General features: G+C 64.5%; 21 protein-coding genes. 3 read left to right on the top strand and 18 right to left on the bottom strand.

Annotated features, from left to right (window positions below; translation table 11 throughout):
* Nucleotides 1-136 precede the first annotated feature (136 nt).
* The 16 genes from AC1D3B_RS05720 to rpsB form a co-directional block, all read right to left on the bottom strand.
* Entirely contained in the window at nt 137-916 is a 780-nt protein-coding gene (locus AC1D3B_RS05720) for a TrmH family RNA methyltransferase (RefSeq protein ID WP_478189698.1), read from the bottom strand.
* Nucleotides 913-1,617 carry a ribonuclease HII gene (gene rnhB, locus AC1D3B_RS05715; RefSeq protein WP_478189697.1) on the bottom strand — a complete coding sequence of 235 codons (705 nt, stop codon included), beginning with the start codon at nt 1,615-1,617 and terminating at the stop codon, nt 913-915. The genes AC1D3B_RS05720 and rnhB overlap by 4 nt, the downstream gene beginning before the upstream one ends.
* Nucleotides 1,589-2,737 carry a lipid-A-disaccharide synthase gene (gene lpxB, locus AC1D3B_RS05710; protein ID WP_478189696.1) on the bottom strand — a complete coding sequence of 383 codons (1,149 nt, stop codon included), beginning with the start codon at nt 2,735-2,737 and terminating at the stop codon, nt 1,589-1,591. The genes rnhB and lpxB overlap by 29 nt, the downstream gene beginning before the upstream one ends.
* Before the next feature lie 8 nt (nt 2,738-2,745).
* On the bottom strand, nt 2,746-3,534 hold the full coding sequence (gene lpxA / locus AC1D3B_RS05705; RefSeq protein ID WP_478189695.1) for an acyl-ACP--UDP-N-acetylglucosamine O-acyltransferase: 789 nt from the start codon (nt 3,532-3,534) through the stop codon (nt 2,746-2,748).
* A gap of 12 nt (nt 3,535-3,546) precedes the next feature.
* On the bottom strand, nt 3,547-3,990 hold the full coding sequence (gene fabZ, locus AC1D3B_RS05700) for a 3-hydroxyacyl-ACP dehydratase FabZ (RefSeq protein ID WP_478189694.1): 444 nt from the start codon (nt 3,988-3,990) through the stop codon (nt 3,547-3,549).
* A complete protein-coding gene (gene lpxD, locus AC1D3B_RS05695) occupies nt 3,987-4,973 on the bottom strand; it encodes a UDP-3-O-(3-hydroxymyristoyl)glucosamine N-acyltransferase (protein ID WP_478189693.1) in 987 nt (328 codons plus the stop codon). The genes fabZ and lpxD overlap by 4 nt, the downstream gene beginning before the upstream one ends.
* Nucleotides 4,974-4,988: 15 nt before the next feature.
* A complete protein-coding gene (locus AC1D3B_RS05690) occupies nt 4,989-5,519 on the bottom strand; it encodes an OmpH/Skp family outer membrane protein (protein WP_435516638.1) in 531 nt (176 codons plus the stop codon).
* Entirely contained in the window at nt 5,519-7,948 is a 2,430-nt protein-coding gene (gene bamA, locus AC1D3B_RS05685; protein ID WP_478189692.1) for an outer membrane protein assembly factor BamA, read from the bottom strand. Before bamA ends, AC1D3B_RS05690 begins: the two co-directional genes overlap by 1 nt.
* Nucleotides 7,949-7,986: 38 nt before the next feature.
* Nucleotides 7,987-9,357 carry an RIP metalloprotease RseP gene (rseP, locus tag AC1D3B_RS05680; protein WP_478189691.1) on the bottom strand — a complete coding sequence of 457 codons (1,371 nt, stop codon included), beginning with the start codon at nt 9,355-9,357 and terminating at the stop codon, nt 7,987-7,989.
* 24 nt (nt 9,358-9,381) lie between these two features.
* On the bottom strand, nt 9,382-10,569 hold the full coding sequence (gene ispC, locus AC1D3B_RS05675) for a 1-deoxy-D-xylulose-5-phosphate reductoisomerase (protein WP_478189690.1): 1,188 nt from the start codon (nt 10,567-10,569) through the stop codon (nt 9,382-9,384).
* Complete coding sequence (locus AC1D3B_RS05670; protein ID WP_478189689.1) at nt 10,566-11,411, bottom strand: phosphatidate cytidylyltransferase; 846 nt, start codon at nt 11,409-11,411, stop codon at nt 10,566-10,568. The genes ispC and AC1D3B_RS05670 overlap by 4 nt, the downstream gene beginning before the upstream one ends.
* Nucleotides 11,412-11,415: 4 nt before the next feature.
* Entirely contained in the window at nt 11,416-12,150 is a 735-nt protein-coding gene (gene uppS / locus AC1D3B_RS05665) for a polyprenyl diphosphate synthase (RefSeq protein WP_478189688.1), read from the bottom strand.
* Nucleotide 12,151: 1 nt separating this feature from the next.
* Complete coding sequence (gene frr / locus AC1D3B_RS05660; RefSeq protein WP_478189687.1) at nt 12,152-12,715, bottom strand: ribosome recycling factor; 564 nt, start codon at nt 12,713-12,715, stop codon at nt 12,152-12,154.
* Nucleotides 12,716-12,751: 36 nt separating this feature from the next.
* Nucleotides 12,752-13,474: a UMP kinase gene (gene pyrH / locus AC1D3B_RS05655; RefSeq protein WP_478189686.1), complete on the bottom strand. Its 723-nt coding sequence runs from the start codon at nt 13,472-13,474 to the stop codon at nt 12,752-12,754.
* Nucleotides 13,475-13,569: 95 nt separating this feature from the next.
* Nucleotides 13,570-14,493 carry a translation elongation factor Ts gene (gene tsf, locus AC1D3B_RS05650; RefSeq protein WP_478189685.1) on the bottom strand — a complete coding sequence of 308 codons (924 nt, stop codon included), beginning with the start codon at nt 14,491-14,493 and terminating at the stop codon, nt 13,570-13,572.
* Between the two features lie 112 nt (nt 14,494-14,605).
* Nucleotides 14,606-15,361, bottom strand: a complete 756-nt coding sequence (gene rpsB / locus AC1D3B_RS05645; RefSeq protein ID WP_478189684.1) for a 30S ribosomal protein S2 — start codon at nt 15,359-15,361, stop codon at nt 14,606-14,608.
* Nucleotides 15,362-15,555: 194 nt separating this feature from the next.
* Between rpsB and AC1D3B_RS05640 the strand changes: the two genes are divergently transcribed.
* The 3 genes from AC1D3B_RS05640 to AC1D3B_RS05630 are packed head-to-tail and all read left to right on the top strand — an operon-like array spanning nt 15,556 to nt 19,693.
* Nucleotides 15,556-16,884, top strand: coding sequence for an amidase (locus AC1D3B_RS05640; protein ID WP_478189683.1), 1,329 nt, complete (start codon nt 15,556-15,558; stop codon nt 16,882-16,884).
* 54 nt (nt 16,885-16,938) lie between these two features.
* Nucleotides 16,939-18,195, top strand: a complete 1,257-nt coding sequence (locus tag AC1D3B_RS05635) for a D-amino acid dehydrogenase (RefSeq protein WP_478189682.1) — start codon at nt 16,939-16,941, stop codon at nt 18,193-18,195.
* A 19-nt stretch (nt 18,196-18,214) separates the two neighbouring features.
* The gene (locus AC1D3B_RS05630; RefSeq protein WP_478189681.1) at nt 18,215-19,693 is read left to right on the top strand and encodes an NAD(P)H-hydrate dehydratase; all 1,479 of its coding nucleotides are present in this window, start codon (nt 18,215-18,217) and stop codon (nt 19,691-19,693) included.
* A gap of 7 nt (nt 19,694-19,700) precedes the next feature.
* Here the strand turns inward: AC1D3B_RS05630 and AC1D3B_RS05625 are convergent, their stop codons facing one another.
* Nucleotides 19,701-20,462 carry an SDR family oxidoreductase gene (locus tag AC1D3B_RS05625; RefSeq protein ID WP_478189680.1) on the bottom strand — a complete coding sequence of 254 codons (762 nt, stop codon included), beginning with the start codon at nt 20,460-20,462 and terminating at the stop codon, nt 19,701-19,703.
* Between the two features lie 13 nt (nt 20,463-20,475).
* On the bottom strand, nt 20,476-22,728 hold the full coding sequence (gene rnr, locus AC1D3B_RS05620) for a ribonuclease R (RefSeq protein WP_478190002.1): 2,253 nt from the start codon (nt 22,726-22,728) through the stop codon (nt 20,476-20,478).
* Between the last annotated feature and the right edge of the window lie 59 nt (nt 22,729-22,787).

Here is a 22,787-nt window from a genome sequence, read left to right as displayed (position 1 = left end):
TGGGATCTCCGGATGGATGACGCCCAAAGCGAACCCAAGAGCTGACTTTGGGCTGCGACTTTCGTCGAGGAGTTGGCTTGCGTGCGCTGAGGGCGGGGTGTGAGCGGGAAAGCCCTTGATTATAGCCGGCAGTAGTTCACGAACTGGCCGCCGCAGCGCTTGCATGCAGGCAAATCGCCGCCGCCGCGGCGACGTTGAGGGACTCCTCGCCGCCGGGCTGGGCAATGCGCACATGGCGGGCCGCTCGCGCCTCCAGTTCGGCGGAAACGCCCTGCCCTTCGTGCCCCATCAACCAGGCGCAGGGATGCGGCAGGCTGGCGCGGTGGAGCCAGTCGCCGCGGTGCGAACTGGTGGCGATCATGGGCGCAGTCAACACGTCCAGCGCATCCAGTTCAACGCCCTCGATCAGGCGCAGCCCGAAATGAGCGCCCATGCCGGCCCGCAGCACCTTGGGCGCCCAGAGCGCGGCCGTGCCCTTGAGCGCCACGATCTGGTTGAACCCGAATGCCGAAGCACTGCGCAGGATCGAACCGACGTTGCCGGCATCCTGAAGGCGGTCGAGCACCACGGTCGGCGCGGCTGGTTCGATGGCGGGACGTGCGGGCAGGTCCAGCACGAAGCCCATCGGCGCGGGCGATTCCAGGCCACTGATGCCGGCCAGCAGGTCGTCTGCCAGCACCACCGTCTTGCTGCTTGCGTTGGCCCATTCGTGGCGGGCCGAAGGCCAGAGCGATTCGGCAAAGACGGCGACGGCCGGGCGCACGCCGCGATCGCGCGCGGCGCGGCAGAGGTGGTCGCCCTCGATCCAGACACGACCCGCCTTGCGGTAGCCGCCCGGGTCGTGGGCCAGCCTGCGCAGTTCCTTCAGGAGCGGGTTGTCCCGCGAGGTGACGTGGCTGACGTCGGCGGAAGTCACGGTGAAATCCGCATCTCGACAGATGCCGTCTGGACCACCACCATGGCGTCCGGCAGCGCGACTGGGTCGATCTGCCCCGTCATCCTCGCGAGGGCGGCCGCCACCGGGCTGAAGGTCTTGCGATGGTGGACGCAGGCCCCATGACGCAAGAGCGCTTCCAAGTGCTCGGGCGTGCCGTAGCCCTTGTGCCCGGCAAATCCGTAGTGCGGAAATTCTTCGTGCAACTGCTCGCAGAGCCTGTCCCGGTGCACCTTCGCCAGGATCGAGGCTGCGGAGATCGCCTTGACGCGGGCGTCGCCCTTCACGATCGCCTCCGCCAGCACATCGAGCGTGGGCAGACGATTCCCGTCGACCAGCACCTTGACCGGCTTCAGCCGCAACCCTTCTACCGCCCGCCGCATGGCGAGCATGGTGGCCTGCAGGATGTTGTGGGTGTCGATTTCCTCGACGCTTGCCTGCGCGACGGAGCAGCACAGGGCCTTGGCCAGGATCTGGTCGTTGAGGCGCTCGCGCTGCAGCGCCGTGAGCGTCTTCGAGTCGGCGAGGCCTCGGATGGGCCGCTGGTCGTCCAGGATGACCGCCGCAGCGACAACCGGCCCGGCCAAGGGACCCCGGCCAGCCTCGTCGACGCCGGCGACCAGTCCCGGCGCGTCCCACACCAGGGTGGCCTGTTCAGCCTTCAAGAACTTTCTGGATCGCATCGGCGCACAGTGTCGGCGTATCGCGCAGCAATTCGGCGTGCAGCGCGCAAAAACGTTGTTGCAAGGCGTGAACCTTGTCGGGGGCCGCGAGCCACTCCAGGGTGGCGTCGGCCAGCGCTTGCGGCGTCGCGGACTCCTGAAGCACCTCGGGCACGACAAATTCACCGGACAGGATATTCGGCAGACCGACCCAGGGTTGAAGCTGCTTGTGGCGCATCACCAGGTTCCAGGTCAGCGAATTCATGTGGTACGAAATGACCATGGGTCGCTTGAAGAGCGCGGCTTCCAGCGTGGCGGTGCCGCTGGCAATCAGGGTGACATCGCATGCAGCCAACGCGTCGTGCGAGCGCCCGTCGAGCAGCGTCACCCTTCCGGCCATCCCGGCTGCCTGCAGTGCTTGCTCCACGTCGGCCCGGAGGTTTGGCAGCACCGGTGAAATGAATTGAAGCGCGGGTTGCGCCTTCTGCATCAACGCCGCCGCCTCGAAGAACCTCGGAGCGATGTGCCTAACCTCCGAGCGGCGGCTGCCAGGCAGCAAGGCCACGATCGTGGCTTCGCCGTCCAGACCGAGCGATGCGCGCGCAGCTGTCCGGTCGGGCTCGATGGGGATGACCTTGGCGAGCGGGTGGCCGACGTAGCTGGCAGCGATGCCGTGCTTCGCCAGCAACTCAGGCTCGAACGGGAAGATGCAAAGTACGTGATCTGCCGCGGCACGCAACTTTTCGACACGCTCCGGCCGCCAAGCCCAGATCGACGGGCAGACGAAGTGGGCCGTCCTGATACCTCGGCTTCGCAGCCCTGCTTCGAGGTCCAGGTTGAAATCCGGCGCATCGACGCCGATGAAGATGTCCGGCGACTCGCGAAGAAGCCGCGCCTTGAGCTGCCGGCGGATCCCCGCGATTTCCGCGTAGTGGCGCAGCACCTCGACGTAGCCGCGCACGGCGAGCTTCTCCTGGGGCCACCAGCTCTCGAAGCCACGCGAGAGCATCTGCGGCCCTCCGATGCCCGCAGCCTTCATCATGGGCCAGCGCGCCTGCAATCCGTCGAGCATCAATCCCGCGAGAAGGTCACCCGAGGCCTCACCGGCGACCAGTGAAAACTGCCGCTGCGCTTCAGACATGGGGCAGCTCAGCGCGCGATGCCGCGCGTGGCACCGGCGAGGAATTCGCTCATTAGCGCCACGTCGGGCGCAGATTCCGGCACTTCGGTCGCGAGTGCCTCGATCGCGGCGCGGGCCTCCTCGAGCGTCTTGCCCTGCCGGTATAAGAGCCGATGCATCTGCTTCACTGTCGCGATCCGGGCCGGCGAGTACTCACGGCGGCGCAAACCGACCACGTTGAATCCGCGCACCGCGAGCGGATTGCCATCGACCAGCATGAACGGCGGCACGTCCTGCGTGACCGCACTGGCGAAACCGAGCATGGCATGGGCCCCGACCGACACGAACTGGTGGATGCCGGTCAACCCGCCCACCGTCACCCAGTCGGCCAGATGCACGTGACCGGCCAGCGTGGTGTTGTTGGCAAGCGTGGTGTGGTCATCGACGCGGCAGTCGTGCGCGATGTGCGTGTAGGCCATGATCCAGTTGTCATTGCCCACGCGCGTGACGCCGCCCGCACCAGGCACGCCGAGGTTGAAAGTGCAGAACTCGCGGATCGTGTTGCGATCACCGATCACCAGCTCGGTCGGCTCTCCGGCGTATTTCTTGTCCTGCGGCACGGCGCCCAGCGACGCGAACTGGAAAATCCGGTTGTCACGGCCGATCGTCGTCCTGCCCTCGATCACGCAGTGCGCGCCAATCGTGGTGCCCGCGCCGACCCGAACATGCGGGCCAATCACGGCATAGGGACCGACGCTGACCGTCGGATCGAGTTCGGCCTGGGCGTCGACGATGGCCGTCGAATGAATCAGGGTCATGCCAGCGCAGGTTCAGTTGATCTGGCGCATGGCGCACATCAACGTGGCTTCGCAGGCCAGTTCGGCACCGACCAGCGCGCGCCCCTTGAACTTGGAAATGCCGGCCTTCATGCGCTCGATCTCGACCTCTAGCGTCAGCTGGTCTCCGGGTTCCACCGGGCGTTTGAATCGCGCGCCATCGATGGCTGCGAAATAGTAGACCGTGTTGTCGTCCGGGATGATGTCGAGCGAATGGAAGGACAGCAGCGCAGCAGCCTGCGCCATGGCCTCGAGCATCAGCACTCCCGGCATGACGGGGCGATGCGGGAAGTGGCCGTTGAAAAACGGCTCGTTCATGGTCACGTTCTTGAGCGCCGTGATGCGCTTGCCCTTTTCCATCTCGAGCACTCGGTCCACCAGAAGGAACGGGTAACGGTGGGGCAGCAGCTTGAGGATTTGATGGATATCGAGCGTCATGATTTCTTGTCCTGCATCGTCATTTTTTCCAGCGCCTTCAGGCGCTCGCGAAGACCGTGCAGTTGCTTGAGCGTGGCTGCATTCTTTTCCCAGGCGGCATTGTCGTCGATGGGAAACACGCCGGTGTACTGACCCGGCTTGTGGATGGATCGCGTTACAAGGGACATCGACGAGATGTGCACGTGGTCCGCGATCGTCAGGTGGCCCAGGACGCCGGCGCGACCTCCGAAGGTGCAATACGCGCCGATCGTGGCGCTTCCCGCCACCGCCGCGCAGCCTGCCATCGCGGTGTGCTTGCCGATCCGCACGTTGTGGCCGATTTGGATCAGGTTGTCGAGCTTGACGCCGTCCTCGATCACGGTGTCTTCGAGCGCGCCGCGATCGATGCAGGTGTTGGCACCGATCTCGACGTCGTCACCGATGCGCACCGCACCGAGTTGCTCGATCTTGACCCAGCCGCCCTCGTGGGGTGCGAGCCCGAACCCGTCAGCGCCGATCACCACACCCGGATGCAACAGGCAGCGCGCGCCGATGACGCAGTCTTCGCTGACCGTGACGCCGGATTTCAGGACGGTGTCGGCCCCAATCCGCGCGCCGCGCTCTATGACGCAGAGCGCCCCGATGCGAGCGGTGGGGTCGACCGAGGCGTCTGGATCGATCACTGCACTGGGGTGGATCCGCGCCGCCTCGGGTTTCGCGTGCGCCCTCTTCCAGAGTTGGGTCAACCGGGCGAAGTACAGGTACGGGTCGGGAGCGACGATGAACGCGCCGCGTTCGGCCGCCGCCTCCCGCATGGCGGGCGAGACGATCACACACCCCGCTCGCGAGTCAGCCAGTTCCTTGCGGTATTTCGGATTGCTCAGGAAGCTGATGGCGTCGGGCTGAGCCGTCGAAAGCGGTGCCAAGCGCTCGATCGACAGCGCGGCATCGCCCTGAAGCTCGCCCCCGAGGGCTTGGATGATTGCGCCTAGCCGCAGTGCCACGCCGGATTTGCGGCGCTACTTGCCGCCGTTAGCAGTCGACGCGTTGAGCGCCTTGATCACCTTTTCGGTGATGTCGTGCTTGGGATTGATGTAGATCGCTTCCTGCAGGATCGCGTCGTACTTTTCAGCCTCAGCCACTTGCTTGACCACGCGATTGGCACGCTCGTAGACCTGCTGGAGTTCTTCGTTCTTGCGTGCGTTCAGATCTTCCTGGAACTCCCGGCGACGGCGCTGGAAATCACGGTCCTGGTCGACCAGGGCGCGTTGGCGTGCGATCCGCTGGGTTTCTGTCAGCGTCGACGCCTCGCGCTCGAACTTCTCGGAAGCCGCCTTCAACGCCTCGCCCTGGGCAGTCAGATCCTTCTCGCGCTTGAGAAATTCGGCCTCCAGCTTGGCTTGTGCGGCCTTTGCGGGCAGGGCCTCGCGCAATACGCGGTCCGGATTGACGAAACCGATGCGGAAGGTCTCTTGCGCATGGGCCGGCGCGCCCGCAGCCATGAACGCGGGAATCAATAGCGCACCGGCGATGCGGAGCAATGGGGTCATTAGAAAGAGGTTCCGATTTGGAATTGCACGCGCTGAATTCTATCCTTCGGGATATAGGTCGACGGATCGAGCGCATTTCCCTCAGCCTTCTGGTAAACGACCGGGAACGCGTAGGCAATGCGAAGCGGACCCAGTGGCGAAATCCAGCTGATACCGATGCCAACGGAAGCGCGGATCTTCGTGATCGCGTCCCACTGCACATTGCTGAAGTACGGATACAGGCTGCGGTCGCCCCAGACGTTGCCGGCGTCGAAGAAGCCGTACATGCGCAGCGTGCGATCGTTGCCGGCGCCCGGGAAGGGCGTGCTGACTTCGGCATTGATGATGGCCTTCTTGGTGCCGCCGAGGGCGGCTCCTTCGGTCTGCCCCAACAATGGAATGTCTCGCGGGCCGAGCGAGTTCTGCTCGAAGCCCCGAACCGAGCCCAGGCCGCCCGCATAGAAGTTCTTGAAGATCGGGTAGGGCTTGTCGCCGTAAGCCTTGGCATAGCCCACCTCGCCGTTTATCGCGAAGGTGTACTGCTTGTTGATGGGATAGAACTGCTGATACTGGTAGCTGCCCTTGTAGTACTGCATGTCCCCACCCACACCGACTTCCAGGTTGGCGCGTTGCAAGCGCCCCCTTGTCGGAACCAGCGCGCTATCGCGATCGTCGCGCGCCCAGCCGATGGTGAGTGGGACGCCCGTGACCGTATCGTTCGTACAAGCGAGAATAAGGATGCCGTCAGGTCCAGTCACACATCCGAAGTAATTCCGGTAAGACTGCGGCGTCGCCGACGCCGCGGTGCTTCCCGGGTTGAAACTATAGCGTTCGAGTCCAGCGCCGAAGAAGACGGTGTCGACTTCGCTGAACGGGACGCCGAAGCGAATGATCCCGCCGTCGTTCGTCAACCGGTAGTCGCCGTCGACGGTGTAGTACGGCCGCGTGGTCGTGCTGTACAGGCTGAGACTGCGCGAGATGCCCTCTTTGGTGAAATAGGGATCAGTGGTGGTCAACGACAGCGTCCGGTTGTACTTGCTGGTGTTGACCTGAACGCCGAGGTAGTTGCCGGAGCCGAACACGTTTTCCTGCGAGATGCCGAAAGTGAGGCTCACTTTCTCGGCGCTGGAGAAACCGGCGCCCAGTTGCAGCGATCCAGTCGGCTTTTCCGTCACGGCGATCGCCAGGTCGACCTGATCGGGCGTACCGGGCACCTCTTGCGTATCGACGGTCACATCGGTGAAGAAACCCAGCCGGTCGACCCGATCGCGAGAAAGCTTGATCTTGTCACCGTCGTACCAGGAGGCCTCGTACTGACGAAACTCACGCCGGATCACTTCGTCGCGCGTGCGGTTGTTCCCGCCGACGGCGATGCGCCGCACATAGACGCGTCGACCGGGGTCCCCGGTGATGGTCAGCGCAACGCGGTTGTTGGTCCGATCGATTTCCGGTTCGGCCTGCACGCGCGCGAAGGCGAAGCCGAAGGAGCCGAAGTAGTCGGTAAAGGCCTTGATCGTCTCCGTGACCTGCTCCCCGTTGTAGGGCTCGCCTGGCCTGATCGTCACGAGCGACTTGAATTCGTCCTCGCGCCCCAGGAAGTTGCCATTGAGCTTGACGCCCGAGACCACGAACTTCTCGCCTTCGGTGATATTCACGGTCACGGCGAGGTCTTGGCGGTCCGGAGAAATGGCGACCTGGGTCGAGTCGATATGAAACTCGAGATAGCCGCGCGTAAGGTAGTACGAACGCAACGTCTCCAGGTCGGCATTGAGCTTGCTGCGCGAGTACTGGTTGGACTTGGTGTACCAGGCGAGCCAGCCGCCGCTGTCCTGATCGAAGAGGCTCAGCAGCGTGGACTCGCTGAAGTCCTTGTTGCCGACGATATGGACCTCGCGAATGCGGGCGGGTTCGCCCTCGGTCACGGTGAAGGTCAGATTGACGCGGTTGCGCTCGATGGGCGTCACGGTCGTGACGACCTGCGCGTTGTAGAGGCTGCGGCTCACGTACTGGCGCTTGAGTTCCTGCTCCGCGCGGTCGGCCAGGGCCTTGTCGTAGGGGCGACCGTCGGAGAGGCCGACTTCGCGCAAGGCCTTCTGCAGGGCCGACTTTTCGAATTCCTTGGTGCCGACGAAGTCGACGTCGGCGATGGTCGGCCGCTCCTCGACGATCACGACCAGCACATTGCCGTTGACGTCGATGCGCACGTCCTTGAAGAGTCCCAGATCGAACAGTGCCCGGATCGCCGCCGACCCACGCTCGTCGCTGTAGGTGTCGCCAACACGGAAAGGCAACGACGCGAAGATCGTTCCCGGCTCCACGCGCTGAAGTCCTTCGACCCGGATGTCACGCACCGTGAAGGGCTCGACGGCCCAAGCTGCGGTGGCGGCAAGCGCACTCACCACTACCGCGGCGACGCTGCGCAGGCGAAAGCGACTGTTTGTTATGTTCATCTGTGAATTGAGCCGGCGCGGAAAGGGCCGGCAGAAAGTTAACCAAAGAGCCGCGTGACGTCGTTGAAGAGTGCGATCGACATCATGACCAGCAACAACGCGACACCGCCGCGTTGAAGCCTTTCCATCCAGGCATCGGAGACGCTTTTGCCGGTCAGGCCCTCCCAAAGATAATACATCAGGTGTCCTCCATCGAGGACCGGGAGCGGCATCAGATTCAGTACCCCGAGGCTCACGCTGATGAGAGCCAGGAACACCAGATATTGCGTGATTCCCATGCTGGCGGACTTGCCCGCATAGTCGGCAATCGTCAGGGGGCCGCTCAGGTTCTTGAGCGACGCTTCGCCGATCAGCATCTTGCCCATCATGCGAACGGTGAGCGCCGACACTTCCCAGGTCCGCACCACCCCGCGCCAGGCGCCCTCAACCAGCCCTTGCCGGACGAGGACCATCTCCGGCGGCGCGCCCACGTAGGCGCCGATGCGGCCCACCTTGACGCCCCCCTCATCGCGCACGTCCGGCGTGACTTCGATGCCGACCACCCGGTCGCCCCGCTCGACCTGCCAGGGCTGTGTGCGAGACTGCCCGCCATCGACCGAAGCGCGGATCACTTCGCGCAACTGTTGGCCATCGACGATGGCCGTGTCGCCGACCGATCGCACGACGTCGCCGGCGCGAAGTCCGGATCGTTCCGCCGCGCCCTGGGCCATGACCTCACCGATCTCGGGGCGCGTCAGCGGCGTGATGAGGCCGATCTTGCGGAACATCTGCGCATCGGCGTCCTTGGCCTCGATCCGGCTCAGTGGCAGCACGATCGCTCGTGCGGGCCGACCGCCCTCGCCCGCGATCTCGAGCGTGAGATCGCGTCCATCCAGGGCACCGCGCGTCATGCGCCAGCGCAGATCTTCGAACGACTCCACCGGGTCCAGTTCGCCACCGAAACCCGCGTGCGTGATGTGTTCGCCGCCGTGCAAGCCCGCACGCTCCGCAAGCGAAGCTGCCACCGGTCGCGCAAGCTTGGCCACGGGCTCCTGGACACCGATCCAGTTGACGACGCTATAGAGCAGCACGGCAAGCAGCAAGTTCGCGATCGGACCCGCCGCCACGATGGCCGCGCGTGCACGCAGGGGTTGGGTGTTGAACGCGCGGTGACGCTCTTCGGGTGCGACGGGCCCTTCGCGTTCGTCGAGCATCTTCACGTAGCCCCCGAGCGGAAAGGCGCCGATGACGAACTCTGTGCTCTGCCCCGGATGCTGGCGCTTGGGTTGCCACCGATAGAGCGTCTTGCCGAAGCCGACCGAGAAGCGCAGGACCTTGACCCCACAAGCCACAGCGACCCGATAGTGTCCGTACTCGTGCACAGCGATCAGCAAGCCGAGCGCAGCGATGAAGGCAACGACTGTGAGCATCGGGATTTCCGGAGGTTGGGGATGTCAGGCTGCGAAGCGAAGCGCTGCCGCATTGGCGGCTGCACGGGCGCTCGCGTCCAGGGCTAGAAGGTCCGCGAGCGATGCCGGATTGGAGGGATGCACCCTCTCCAAAGTTTCCATGTTGACCGCATGTATCCGGTCGAATCGCAGGCGACGATCAAGGAAGGCGTCCACCGCGACTTCATTGGCGGCGTTCAATACCGCCGTGGTGCCGGGTGCCGCGCGCAACGCATGCCAGGCCAGGCCAAGTCCGGGAAAGAGGGCCGCATCCGGCGCATCGAAAGTCAAGGCTGCCATCTGGCGGAAGTCGAGCCGGCCGGCACCGCTGTCGATGCGCTCGGGCCATGCAAGCCCGACCGCGATCGGGACCCTCATGTCAGGCGTGCCGAGTTGCGCGATCACGGAAGCGTCGGTGAACTGCACCATCGAATGCACGACGCTTTGCGGGTGGATCACGACCTCGATCTGCTCCGGCTGGACACCGAACAGGTGGCGCGCCTCGATCACTTCGAGCGCCTTGTTCATCATCGTCGCGGAATCGACCGAGATCTTGCGGCCCATGACCCAGTTGGGGTGGGCACACGCTTGCTCGGGCGTCACGGTCGACAGCGTCTCCGGCGCGCGGGTGCGAAACGGTCCGCCAGAAGCAGTCAGGATGATCTTGTCGATGCGCCGCGACCAGGTCGCGGGGTCCTCCGGCAGGGATTGGAAGATGGCCGAGTGTTCGCTATCGATGGGGAGGAGAGTCGCTCCGCCTTCACGCACGGTACGCATGAACAACTCGCCGCCGACAACCAGGGCTTCCTTGTTCGCGAGGAGCAGCCGCTTGCCCGCACGGGCCGCGGCAAGGCAAGGGCCGAGCCCGGCCGCGCCGACGATGGCGGCCATCACTGCGTCGGTTTCTTCGTGCGATGCGATGCTTTCGATGGCGCCTTCACCGCTCAGCACTCGCGTCGGCAGACCGCCCTGCTTCAGCTTTTCGGCCAGCAGGCTCGCGTGTGGAACACTGGCCATGACCGCGAACTTCGGGGAGAAGCGGGCGCACTGCGCCAGCATGTCGTCGACCTTCGTCGCGGCCGACAAGGCGAAGACGTCAAAGCGATCGGGATGTCGTGCAATCACGTCGAGCGTGCTCACGCCGACGGACCCCGTCGAGCCGAGCACCGTGATGCGTTGTTTGGATGCGTTCACAGGAAGGCCAACATCATTGCAATGGGCAGCGTCGGAAGAAGTGCATCGATCCGGTCGAGCACTCCGCCATGACCGGGCAGCAGGCCGCTGCTGTCCTTGGCCCCTGCGCTGCGCTTGATCAGGGACTCGACCAAGTCGCCCACCACGCTCATGGCCGATAAGAACATCACGCTGACCAGTAGCAGCCACCACCCCCGTTCGGCCAGACGCGTATAGAGACTGGCAACCGAAGCTTGTGCCGCGGAATCGGACCAGACCCAGCCAAGCGCCAGGACGACCACACCCGCCATGCCACCCCAAACGCCTTCCCAGCTCTTGCCGGGACTGATGGTTGGCGCGAGCTTGCTGCGAGTGAACTTGAGGCCGAACGCCCGACCGGCGAAATACGCGAACACGTCGGCAACCCACACGAGCACAAGGATCGACAAGAGGAAGTTGATGCCTACCATGCGGGCCTGGACCGCCGCGAGCCAGGCCACCCATAGCGCCAGCAAGCCGCCGACCAGCCGCAGGCCCTTGGGCACGCGCGGCCACCCTGGCACGGCGACGCGAAGCAGCGCGGCTCCGCCCAGAACCCAGGCCGCGCTGGCGATGATCCAGACCACGAGCAACGGCACCTCGAGCAGGCCCAGCCACCACGTCAGGGCGCAAAGCAGGATCATCTCAGCGCCGAGAAACAGCGACAGGCGCGGACCGTAGTCGTTCAGCCGACCCCATTCCCAGGCGGCGGCACCGATCAGCGCCAGCATCACCCATGCAAAGGGAACGTATGAGGGATAGAAGAGCGCGGGCAACAGGATCGCCAGCAGGACGATCGCAGTGATGATGCGTTGTTTGAGCATGCGCTCAGGCGACTTGCTGGTCGGGCTGCGCGTTCGCACCGATCTGCGCGGAAGTCTGGCCGTACCGGCGCTCGCGGAGCTGGAATGCGGCAATCGCCTCGTCCAACGCCGTCTCGTCGAACTCGGGCCACAGTCGATCGCTGAAGAACAACTCGGCGTAGGCACTCTGCCAGAGCAGGAAATTCGAAAGACGTTGCTCACCGCCGGTTCGGATGAACAAGTCGGGATCGGGCACGTGCGACAAGGCCATTGCCGCATCGAGGTTGGCCTCGGTGAGCGCTTCGCCGCGTGCAACGATTTCGGCAGCGGCTCTGGCAATATCCCAACGCCCGCCGTAGTTGAAGCAAACGTTCAGCACGAGCCGGCTGTTGTGCGCCGTCGCGGCTTCCGCCTGGAGAAGCCCCGCGGTGATCTTTTCGGACAACCCGCCCCGCTCGCCGATGAAGTGCAGCCGTACGCCATCCTGACTCAGCTTGGGCACTTCGCGTCCCAGCGCTCCGACCATCAGGTCCATCAACCCGGAGACTTCGTCAATGGGTCGGTTCCAGTTCTCAGAAGAGAAGGCAAACACCGTCAGAACCGCGACACCACGGGCCACGCATGCCTTGACACACCGCCTCAGCGACTCGACGCCTTGCTTGTGGCCCGCGACGCGAGGCAGGAAGCGGCGCGTGGCCCAGCGACCATTGCCATCCATGACGATGGCAATGTGGTGGGGGACGGCACGCTCGGACTTCACGTCAGACCGCCAGGATTTCGGCTTCCTTCGCCGCCACCAGCCGATCGATGTCAGCGATGTGGCGGTCGGTCACCTTCTGAATCTCGGCCTCGGCACGCTTCTGGTCATCTTCCGAGGCGAGCTTGTCCTTGACCAGCTTCTTGATGGCGTCATTGGCGTCGCGGCGCAGATTGCGGGTCGCGATCTTCGCGCTCTCGCCTTCGTTGCGAACCAGCTTGGTCATTTCCTTGCGACGCTCCTCGCTCATCGGCGGCAGCGGCACGCGAATCAGGTCACCCATCGAAGCGGGATTCAGGCCGAGATCGCTTTCGCGAATCGCCTTCTCGATCTTGGCGCCCATGCCCTTTTCCCAGGGCTGGACGCTGATGGTGCGCGAATCGAGCAGCGACACATTCGCGACCTGCGACAGGGGGACTGCGGAGCCGTAGTAGTCGACGTGGATCGAATCCAGCAGCGCCGTATTCGCGCGACCCGTGCGGATCTTGGTGAGGTTGTTCTGGAACGCTGCGAGCGACTGGTTCATCTTCGCGTCGGTTGCGTTGCGGATTTCTGCAATGGTGGTCATCTCTACGATTCCTTGGATCCCGGACGATGATTCTTGTCAGGCATGCACCAGCGTGCCTTCGTCCTCGCCCATCACGACACGCTTGAGCGCGCCGTTCTTGAAGATCGAGAACACCTTGATTGGCAGATTCTGGTCGCGGCACAGCGCGAAAGCAGTGGCGTCCATGATGCCGAGATTCTGGGCAATCGCTTCGTCGAAGCTCAACCTGGCGTAGCGGGTCGCAGTCAGATCCTTCTTGGGATCCGCGGTGTAGACACCATCGACCTTCGTTGCCTTGAGCACGAGTTCGGCGCCAATCTCGGCGCCGCGCAAGGCGGCTGCAGTGTCCGTCGTGAAGAACGGGTTGCCGGTGCCGGCAGCAAAAATCACGACCTTGCCTTCTTCCAGGTATTGCAGCGCCTTGGGTCGCACGTACGGTTCAACCACCTGCTCTATGGCGATGGCCGACATCACACGAGCGATCAGACCTTGCTTGTTCATGGCGTCGGCCAGGGCAAGCGCGTTCATGACGGTCGCCAGCATGCCCATGTAGTCTGCCGTGGCGCGGTCCATGCCCACGGAGCCTCCCGCGACGCCGCGGAAGATGTTGCCGCCGCCGATCACGACGGCGACCTCGACGCCCATGTTCACCACCTCGGCAACCTCGCCCACCATGCGAACGATCGTCGCGCGGTTGATGCCGAAAGCGTCATCGCCCATCAATGCCTCGCCCGACAGCTTCAACAAGATTCGCTTGTGGGCTGGGCGGGCTTCGGGCATGGATCGTTCCTTTAGAGGTTGGCTGGGCGAGTGTAAAACGTGACAGTAAAGAAGCGGCAGCACACCATGCACTGCCGCCCCCAAGGCGGCGTGGGCTACGCCGCGGCCTTTGCGGCAGCGACCTGCGCTGCCACTTCAGCCGCGAAGTCGTCGACCTTCTTCTCGATGCCTTCGCCGACCACGTAGAGTGTGAACCCCTTGATGGACGTGTCGGCCGCCTTGAGCATCTGCTCCACGGTCTGCTTGTCGTTCTTCACGAAAGCCTGGTTGTGCAGCGAGACTTCCTTGAGGTACTTCTGCACACCGCCCTCGATGCGCTTGGCAACGATGTCCGCCGGCTGCGGCTTCTTGCCCTCGGCTTCGGCGATCTTGCGGTCTTCCTCGGCCTTGCCGGCTGCAACCGCGCGTTCCTTCTCGATCAGGTCGGCCGGCACGTCGGCGCTCGAAATCGCGACCGGCTTCATCGCAGCGATGTGCATCGCGACATCCTTGGCGGAGGTGTCGTCGCCTTCGAACTCGACCATCACGCCGATGCGGGTACCGTGCAGGTACGACGCCAACTTGCCATTGCCGGCAAAGCGCTTGAAGCGGCGGAAGCTCATGTTCTCGCCGATCTTGCCGACGAGCCCCTTGCGCACGTCTTCGAGCGTGGGACCGAAACCGTCCTGCTCGTACGGCAGGGCGCCCAGTGCGGCGAGGTCTGCGGGATTGTGCTTTGCAACCAACATCGCGGCCGCATTGGCCATCGTGAGGAAGCTGTCGTTCTTGGTGACGAAGTCGGTTTCGCAGTTGATTTCGATCATCGCGCCCGCGTCGCCTTCGACGAACGCCGTGACAACGCCTTCGGCCGTGATCCGACCGGAAGCCTTGCCAGCCTTGTTGCCCAGCTTGATGCGCAGCAACTCTTCGGCCTTGTCCATATTGCCGTCAGCTTCGGTCAAGGCCTTCTTGCATTCCATCATCGGCGCGTCGGTCTTGGCGCGCAGTTCGCCAACCATGCTTGCGGTGATTGTTGCCATGTGTGTTCTCCGTTCGGTTTGTCAGTTGCGGCAACCCGCACCGGGCGCCACGAAAATCAGATTAAAAAAAAGGGGCAACGAAGCCCCTTCTTCAGGCTCGCAAGAGCACGAATCAGGCGGAAGCGCCCTCTTCGACCTCGACGAACTCATCGGAATTGCCTTCGGACACAGCCTTGACCACGTCGCTGACCGCGCTGGAGCGGCCTTCGATGATCGCGTCGGCGATACCGCGAGCGTACAGAGTGACGGCCTTCGACGAGTCATCGTTGCCGGGAATCACGTAGTCGATGCCTTCGGGCGAGTGGTTGGAGTCGACCACGCCGATCAGCGGGATGCCCAGTTTCTTGGCTTCGGCAACGGCGATCTTGTGGAAGCCCACGTCGATCACGAAGATGGCGTCGGGCAAAGCGGTCATGTCCTGGATGCCGCCGATGTCCTTTTCGAGCTTCTCGATCTCGCGTGTGAATGTGAGTTGCTCTTTCTTGCTCAGGCTGTCGAGACCGGCTTCCTGCTGGGCCTTCATGTCCTTCAGTCGCTTGATGGAGGTCTTGACGGTCTTGAAGTTGGTCAGCATGCCGCCGAGCCAACGGGTGTCGACAAAAGGAACGCCAGCACGACGAGCCTCGGCCGCCACGATTTCGCGGGCCTGGCGCTTGGTGCCGACCATCAGGATGGTGCCGCGATTGGCTGTGAGTTGCTTGGCGTACTTCATCGCTTCCTGGAACATCGGAAGCGACTTTTCCAGGTTGATGATGTGAATCTTGTTGCGATGGCCGAAGATGTACGGGGCCATCTTGGGGTTCCAGAAGCGGGTTTGGTGGCCGAAATGGACACCGGCTTCCAGCATTTCGCGCATGGTGGTCGACATAGAGATAACTCCAAAGGTTGGGTCTAAAATCCAGCCCGTTTTGCGTGCCTTCCTTCACTGGAATTAGGGCTCACAACACCTTGAATGGGCTGGTTTGCGGATGCGTCTCGCAGCGGGAAAGTACCCAGGGCGAAACCCAAGGAGTATAGCACGCACCACCCTCTCTCCCCCTCACACTCCCAGCCACCGAGACCATGCGCCCAGACCTGCACGCCACCCGCTTTTCTCTTCTGGCGGGCACCTCCGATGCGCGCACCGAAATGGAGCATTCCATCGCAGCGGCCGAATCGCCCGCCTGCGACCATGTCTTCACGCGCAAGTTGTTCGACGATGGCCGCCTAGCCGCTGCGGCAGCGGATCCGGGACAACCCCTCGCCGGCCTGGCCTTTTCCGCCAAGGACCTGTTCGATATCGCCGGCCAGCCGACGCCGGCAGGCTCTGTCGTGCTGGCCCATGCCCCCGCGGCCAAGGTCGACGCAGTGGCTGTTGCGCGCCTGCGTGCAGCTGGCGGCGCCTTGCTCGGCCGCACCAACATGACGGAGTTCGCCTTTTCCGGTGTGGGTGTGAATCCGCATCACGGAACACCAGCGAACCCGAACGATCCAGCCACGCCCCGAATCCCCGGAGGCTCGTCTTCGGGCGCCGCCGTGTCGGTGGCCAGCGGCGCTTCCTTCATTGGGCTCGGCTCCGACACCGGCGGCTCGATCCGGATTCCGGCGGCGCTGAACGGCATCGTCGGATTCAAGAACACCGCGCGGCTCGTTCCGACGGAAGGCGCCCTGCCGCTGTCGACCACCCTCGACACCGTCTGCGCCATGACGCGCTCGGTACGTGACGCGGTCGCGGCGCACGAGATTCTTGCCGCCCGGCGCGTGACGGCGGGGACCGCACCGCTGGCCGCGTACCGGCTCGCTGTGGTCAAGGACCTGTTCCTGGAGGGCCTCGATCCGATCGTCGCAGCGGCGTTCGACCGCGCGCTGAAGACCCTGCGCAATGCCGGCGCGCACATCGAGGAAATCGGCCTTCCCGAGCTTGCGGACCTGGCATCGATCAACTCGACCGGCGGCTTCTCGGCGGCCGAGGCCTATGCCTGGCACCGATTGCTGATGGAACGCAGCGTCGCCGGCTACGACCCACGAGTGGCGCAGCGAATCCTCAAGGGCGCGTCCATGAAGGCGCATGAGTACATCGAGCTCGGCAACGCCCGTCGGAGTTGGATCGCCCGCATGGAGCGCTCGCTCGCGTCCTTCGACGCAGTCCTGTCGCCAACGGTGCCGATCACCGCGCCCACGATTGCGAGCGTAGCGCCGGGCGAACAGCGCGACGCGGAATTCTTCCGCATCAATGCATTGCTGTTGCGCAATCCGTCAGTGATCAACATGCTCGACGGGTGCGCCATATCCATTCCCTGCCATGCTGCAGACGAGTTGCCTGTCGGCCTCATGCTATGGCATGCCGCACTGCACGATGACGCGGTACTGGCCGTCGCGCTTCAGGCAGAGCGGGCACTGCAGGTCCGATAGCGTCTGCCGGGCGCCCGTACGCGCCGAAGAACAAATTTCACCGCAAAGTACCGAATGAAAATAGCGATCGTGGGAGCCGGAATCATCGGCGTCACCACTGCATGGGAGTTGGCCTCCGATGGCCATGAGGTGGTAGTTTTCGAGCGCCGCGGCGCCGCCGCCGAAGAATCGAGTTTTGCCAACGCCGGCGTGGTCGCACCCGGCTATGTCACGCCCTGGGCCGGCCCGGGGATGCGCGGGAAGGTGCTGCGCTCCCTGTTGTCGACGCACGGTGCGATCAAGTTGCGCTGGCCGCTGTCTGCGCGCGATGTTCGCTGGATGGCGAGCTGGCAACGCGCCTGCAAGCTCGAAACCTATCTCGCCAACCGCGCCCGCATGCAGCGGCTCGCCTTCTACAGTCGCGCCCGCCTGCATGCGATCACCGAGGCCTGCGAGTTGGACTACGAGCGCAGCGACGGCTATCTCGTCCTGCTTCGCTCCAAGCGCGAAAAGAAACTGGTGCAGGCCGGGCTTGACGTGCTGCGCGCAGCGGGAAGCGTTTTTCGGGAGGTCGATGCCAATGAAGCCCGAAAGATCGAGCCCGCGCTCAACACGGACACGACTCTCGCCGGCGCCATTCATCTGCCGGACGACGAAGTGGCGAACTGCAGGCAGTTCGCCCTGCTGCTCAAGTGGGAGGCGGAAGCCCTGGGTGCTCAGTTTCACTTCAACTGCGACCTGGCACCGTTGCAGCGCGCCGCGCCGACCGAACTGTCGCTGGCGCGCGGCTCCGAAGGTCACCGCTTCGATGCGGTCGTGGTGTGCGCAGGCGTCGATTCCGCCCGATTCATCGAGCCGCTGGGCCTGCGAATCCCGCTGGCACCGGTCTACGGCCACTCGATCAGCGCAAGCATCCGCGAACCACTCAACGCGCCGCGCAGCGCAGTAATGGACGAACGCTACAAGGTCGCCATCTCCAGGCTGGGGCAGCGCGTTCGAGTGGCCGGCAGCGCCGAAGTGGGCGGCTCGCCCGGAACGATAAATTCCGCCTCGCTCCAGACGCTGTACAAGGTGCTGCAGGACTGGTTTCCCGGCGCAGTCACCTTGCGGTCGGGCGTCCAGCAATGGAAGGGGGCACGCCCGATGATGCCCGACGGCCCGCCGATCATCGGCCCGAGTGGGATCCCAGGCGTCTGGCTGAATCTGGGACACGGATCCAGCGGCTGGGCGTTGTCTTGCGGAAGTGCACGCGTCCTGGCGGATCTCATCGCCGGACGCGATGCCGGCGTCGATCTCGAGGGATTGGGCGTCGAGCGATTGCTGCAACACTGACGGCCTGGAGGCGCCTTCCATGCAACGAATCACATCCGACACCACCGCCGCCCTATTCGACATCGCGGCCACACGCCGGACGGAGCACGCGGCAGGGAGTACCCTGGCGCCTCACACCCTTATGCAGCGCGCGGGCCTTGCGGTGGCAAGGCTGGCGATGGCTACCACGCCTCATGCACGCACGATCTGGGTGGCCTGCGGGCCCGGAAACAATGGCGGCGACGGCTTCGAAGCGGCAGCCCAATTGCAGAAAAGGGGCTTTGCCACGGTCGTGACCCGCATCGGAGACGAGAGTCGCCTGCCTGCAGACGCACGTGCATCCCTGCAGCGCGCTCTAGACGCAGGCGCGCAGTTCTCCGAAGTGCCGCCGGAGCACGCCGACCTTGCCATCGATGCCTTGCTCGGGCTCGGCGCCGCTCGGCCACCCGAAGGCCGGATGGTCGAATGGCTCCGGCGCATGCACGCCGGCCGCTCACCGGTCCTGAGCGTCGATATGCCGTCGGGCCTGAATGCGGATACCGGCACGCTGTCTTCGGACTACCTCGGGTCGACCCCATTGGGCAGCGGCATCGCTCGCCGCCTGACCCTGACCCTGCTCACCCTCAAGCCAGGCCTCTTCACTGCACAGGGTCGGGATGTTGCCGGCGACGTATGGCTCGAAGACCTTGGCGTCACTTCGAGCGCCGAGCGGCCAGTGGCGCGACTGCAGGGCGCTTCGCCGACCGTGGCCCGTTGGCAGGCCTCGCACAAGGGGACCTATGGCGACGTTGCGGTGATCGGCGGCGCGCCCGGGATGGCGGGTGCCACCCTGCTGGCCGCCTCGGCCGCCCTCGGCGCTGGCGCCGGGCGCGTATTCGTTGCGCCTATTGATGCGACGATCACCCCACTCGACTTCGTCCAGCCGGAGTTGATGTTCCGTCGCCCGGAAGCTCTAGACCTCGGCACAATGACGGTCGTTTGCGGCTGCGGTGGTGGTTCTGCCGTGCACGACCTGCTACCGAACGTGCTGGAAACCGCCCGAGAGCTGGTGCTCGACGCGGACGCGCTCAATGCCATTGCCAACGACGACGCACTGCAAGGCCTGCTGAAGACACGCACACAGTCGAGACGCCTCACGGTGCTCACCCCGCATCCTCTGGAGGCGGCGCGTCTGCTGGGCACGAACGCCCGCGACATCCAGGGCGACCGGCTCGGCGCCGCGAAGCGCCTCGCAGAACGCTTCGGCGCTGTCGTCGTACTGAAGGGCTCGGGCACGGTCGTCGTCGAGGCGGGCCAGATCCCGGTGATCAATACCAGCGGCAACGCCCGACTGGCCACCGCCGGCACCGGCGACGTACTCGCCGGGATGGTCGGCGCCGCGCTTGCCGCAGGTCGCCCCGCACTGGCCGCAGCGTCCGAAGCCGTTTGGCGGCACGGAAACTTGGCCGATCGGTGGCCTGCCCACACCCCCCTCACCGCCGGCGCACTGGCGCGCGGCCTTTCCAAGCCGCCGTGTTGATCGCGCGCTAGCCGCGCCCGACGAAGGGCATCTTCGTCGCCATCACCGTGTGGAAAAGCACGTTGGCTTCCAACGGCAGGTTGGCCATGTAGAGAACCGACTGACCGACGATAGAGACATCCATCACCGGTTCGATCGCGATCTCCCCGTTGGCCTGCGGCACGCCCTTTGCCATGCGCGCGGCGAGTTCGGTCAGCGCATTGCCGACGTCGATCTGGCCCACTGCGATGTCGTACTTGCGTCCGTCGAGCGACGCGGTCTTGGTGAGCCCTTCGACCGCATGCTTGGTCGACGTGTAGGCAATCGAATTGGGTCGCGGCGTCGTGGCGGAGATCGATCCATTGTTGATGATGCGCCCGCCTTGCGGCGTCTGGGCCTTCATCGTGCGGAACGCCTGCTGGATGCAAAAGAACATGCCGCTCAGGTTGATGTCGACCACACCGCGCCATTGCTCCGCCGTCCAATCCTCGAACGGGCCGGGCGGATTGCCGACGCCAGCGTTGTTGAAGAGCAGGTCCACGCGACCGAAGCGCTCGACCGCCGCAGCAAAAAGCGCCTGCACCGACTCCGGATTGGAGACGTCGGTCGGCACCGCGAAGACTCGCGCGCCGGCACCCGATTCCTCGGCCACTTGTTCCAACGGCTCAAGGCGGCGGCCCGCCAGCACCACGCTCCAGCCGTCGCCGAGCAGCGCCAACGCCGCGGAACGGCCGATGCCGGTGCCTGCGCCCGTGACGATCGCGATGCGGTTTCTCTTCTCAACGCTCATTCGTATCTCCTTTTCAACGGCGCGGCTTGCGCCCCTTCATCTTGTTGGCGGCCTTCTTGACCGCAGTCCTGAACGCCTGCATCGCCGATTGTGGCGCGCCGGCGGCGGCGCGATCGCCTCGCTCGACCGCGGCCTCGGGCCTGTTCCGCGAGCTGCGCTTGGCCGATGCCTTGGCAGGAACGCCAGTCGCTGAGACACCCTTGTCCTTCATGGCACGCGCGCTCAGTTCCTCGCCCTCCCGCACCAGGCGGAAGTCGATCTTTCGGCCGTCCAGGTCGACGCGACTCACCTGCACCCGCACCCGCGTGCCGATGGCGTAGCGAATGCCGGTGCGCTCGCCGCGCAGTTCCTGGCGCTGCTCATCGAACTTGAAGTACTCGCCGCCGAGTTCGGTGATGTGGACCAGACCCTCGACGTACATCGCATCGAGCGTCACGAAGATGCCGAAGGTGGTCGCCGCCGTGACGACGCCGCCGTATTCCTCGCCGAGATGCTCGCGCATGTACTTGCACTTGAGCCATGCCTCGACATCGCGGCTGGCTTCGTCGGCGCGCCGCTCGTTGGCGCTGCAATGCAGGCCGGCGGCTTCCCACGCCAACACTTCCTTGCTCGGCGCGACCGTGGCCTTCTGCGGCTTGGACGTCGGCGACTTCACGCGCGACGCGAGCCGCTTCGCCAGCTTGGCGTGCGCCTCGCCGGGCGTCGGCAGCATCGGCAACTGGTACTTGGTCCTGCCCAGGATGGCCTTGATCACGCGATGCACCAGCAGGTCGGGATAGCGCCGGATCGGGCTTGTGAAGTGTGTATAGGCTTCGTAGGCCAATCCGAAGTGGCCGCTGTTGATCGGCGTATAGATGGCCTGTTGCATCGAGCGCAGCAGCATGGTGTGGATCTGCTGGGCGTCGGGACGCTCCTTCGTCGCATCGGCGATGGCCTGGAACTCGCCGGGCTTGGGATCGTCCGTGATCGACAGGCCGACGCCCATCGCCTTGAGGTAGCCCCGCAGGATTTCCTTCTTCTCGGGCGTTGGCCCTTCATGCACGCGATACAGGCCGGGATGCTTGCCCTCGGCGATGAAGTCGGCGCTGCAGACGTTGGCCGCCAGCATCGCTTCCTCGATCAGGCGGTGCGCTTCATTGCGTGTGCGTGGCACGATCTTCTCGATGCGGCCGGCGTCATCGCAGATGATCTGCGTCTCGGTGGTCTCGAAGTCAACCGCGCCGCGCTTCGAACGCTGCTTCAACAATGCGCGATAGACGTCGGCGAGGTTCAGCAAGTCCTTGACGCGCTCCTTGCGCTTTTGCGCTTCAGGGCCGCGCGTGTTGCCAAGAATGGCCGCCACCTCGGTGTACGTGAAGCGCGCATGGCTCCACATGACCGCCGGATAGAACTGATAGGCGTAGATCTCGCCGTCGGAAGCCACCAGCATGTCGCACACCATGCACAGGCGTTCGACCTCGGGGTTGAGGGAGCACAAGCTGTTCGACAACTTCTCCGGCAGCATCGGGATCACGCGACGTGGGAAGTACACGCTGGTTGCGCGATCGTAGGCGTCGATGTCGATGGCCGAACCGGTCTGCACATACGCGCTGACGTCGGCGATCGCGACCAGTAGACGCCAGCCCTTGCCGCGGCCCACCTTCGCGGGCTCGCAGTACACGGCGTCGTCGAAGTCGCGTGCGTCCTCGCCGTCGATGGTCACCAGGGGGATGTCGGTCAGATCGATGCGGCCCTTCTTGTCGGCGGGGCGGACCTTGTCGGGCAATGCTTTCGCTTCGGCGAGGCACGCCTCGGAGAACTCGTGCGGCACGCCGTACTTGCGCACCGCGATCTCGATCTCCATGCCAGGATCGTCGATTTCGCCGAGCACTTCTTTCACGCGCCCGACCGGCTGGCCGAACAACGCGGGAGGCTCGGTCAACTGCACGACGACCACCTGGCCGACCTTGGCAGTGCCGGTCGCGCCCTTGGGGATCAGGACATCCTGCCCATAGCGCTTGTCCTCGGGCGCTACGAGCCATACACCCCCTTCGTGAAGGAGCCGGCCGATGATCGGTTGCTCGGGGCGTTCGACGATCTCGACCACTCGGCCTTCGGGACGGCCGCGCCGGTCCTGCCGCACGACACGCGCCTTGACGCGGTCCTTGTGCAGCACCGCACGCATCTCGTTGGGGGGCAGGTAGATGTCGGCTTCACCGTCGTCGCGTTGCACGAAACCGTGCCCGTCGCGATGTCCTTGGACCGTGCCTTCAACTTCATCCAGCAGGCCGCCGGGATGTCCTATATTTTTGATGATATGATCTCTTTCTTTCCTGAAATTCAAAA

Source organism: Variovorax sp. P5_A3 (genome assembly GCF_056400665.1).
This window is presented reverse-complemented; position numbering and strand designations above follow the sequence as displayed.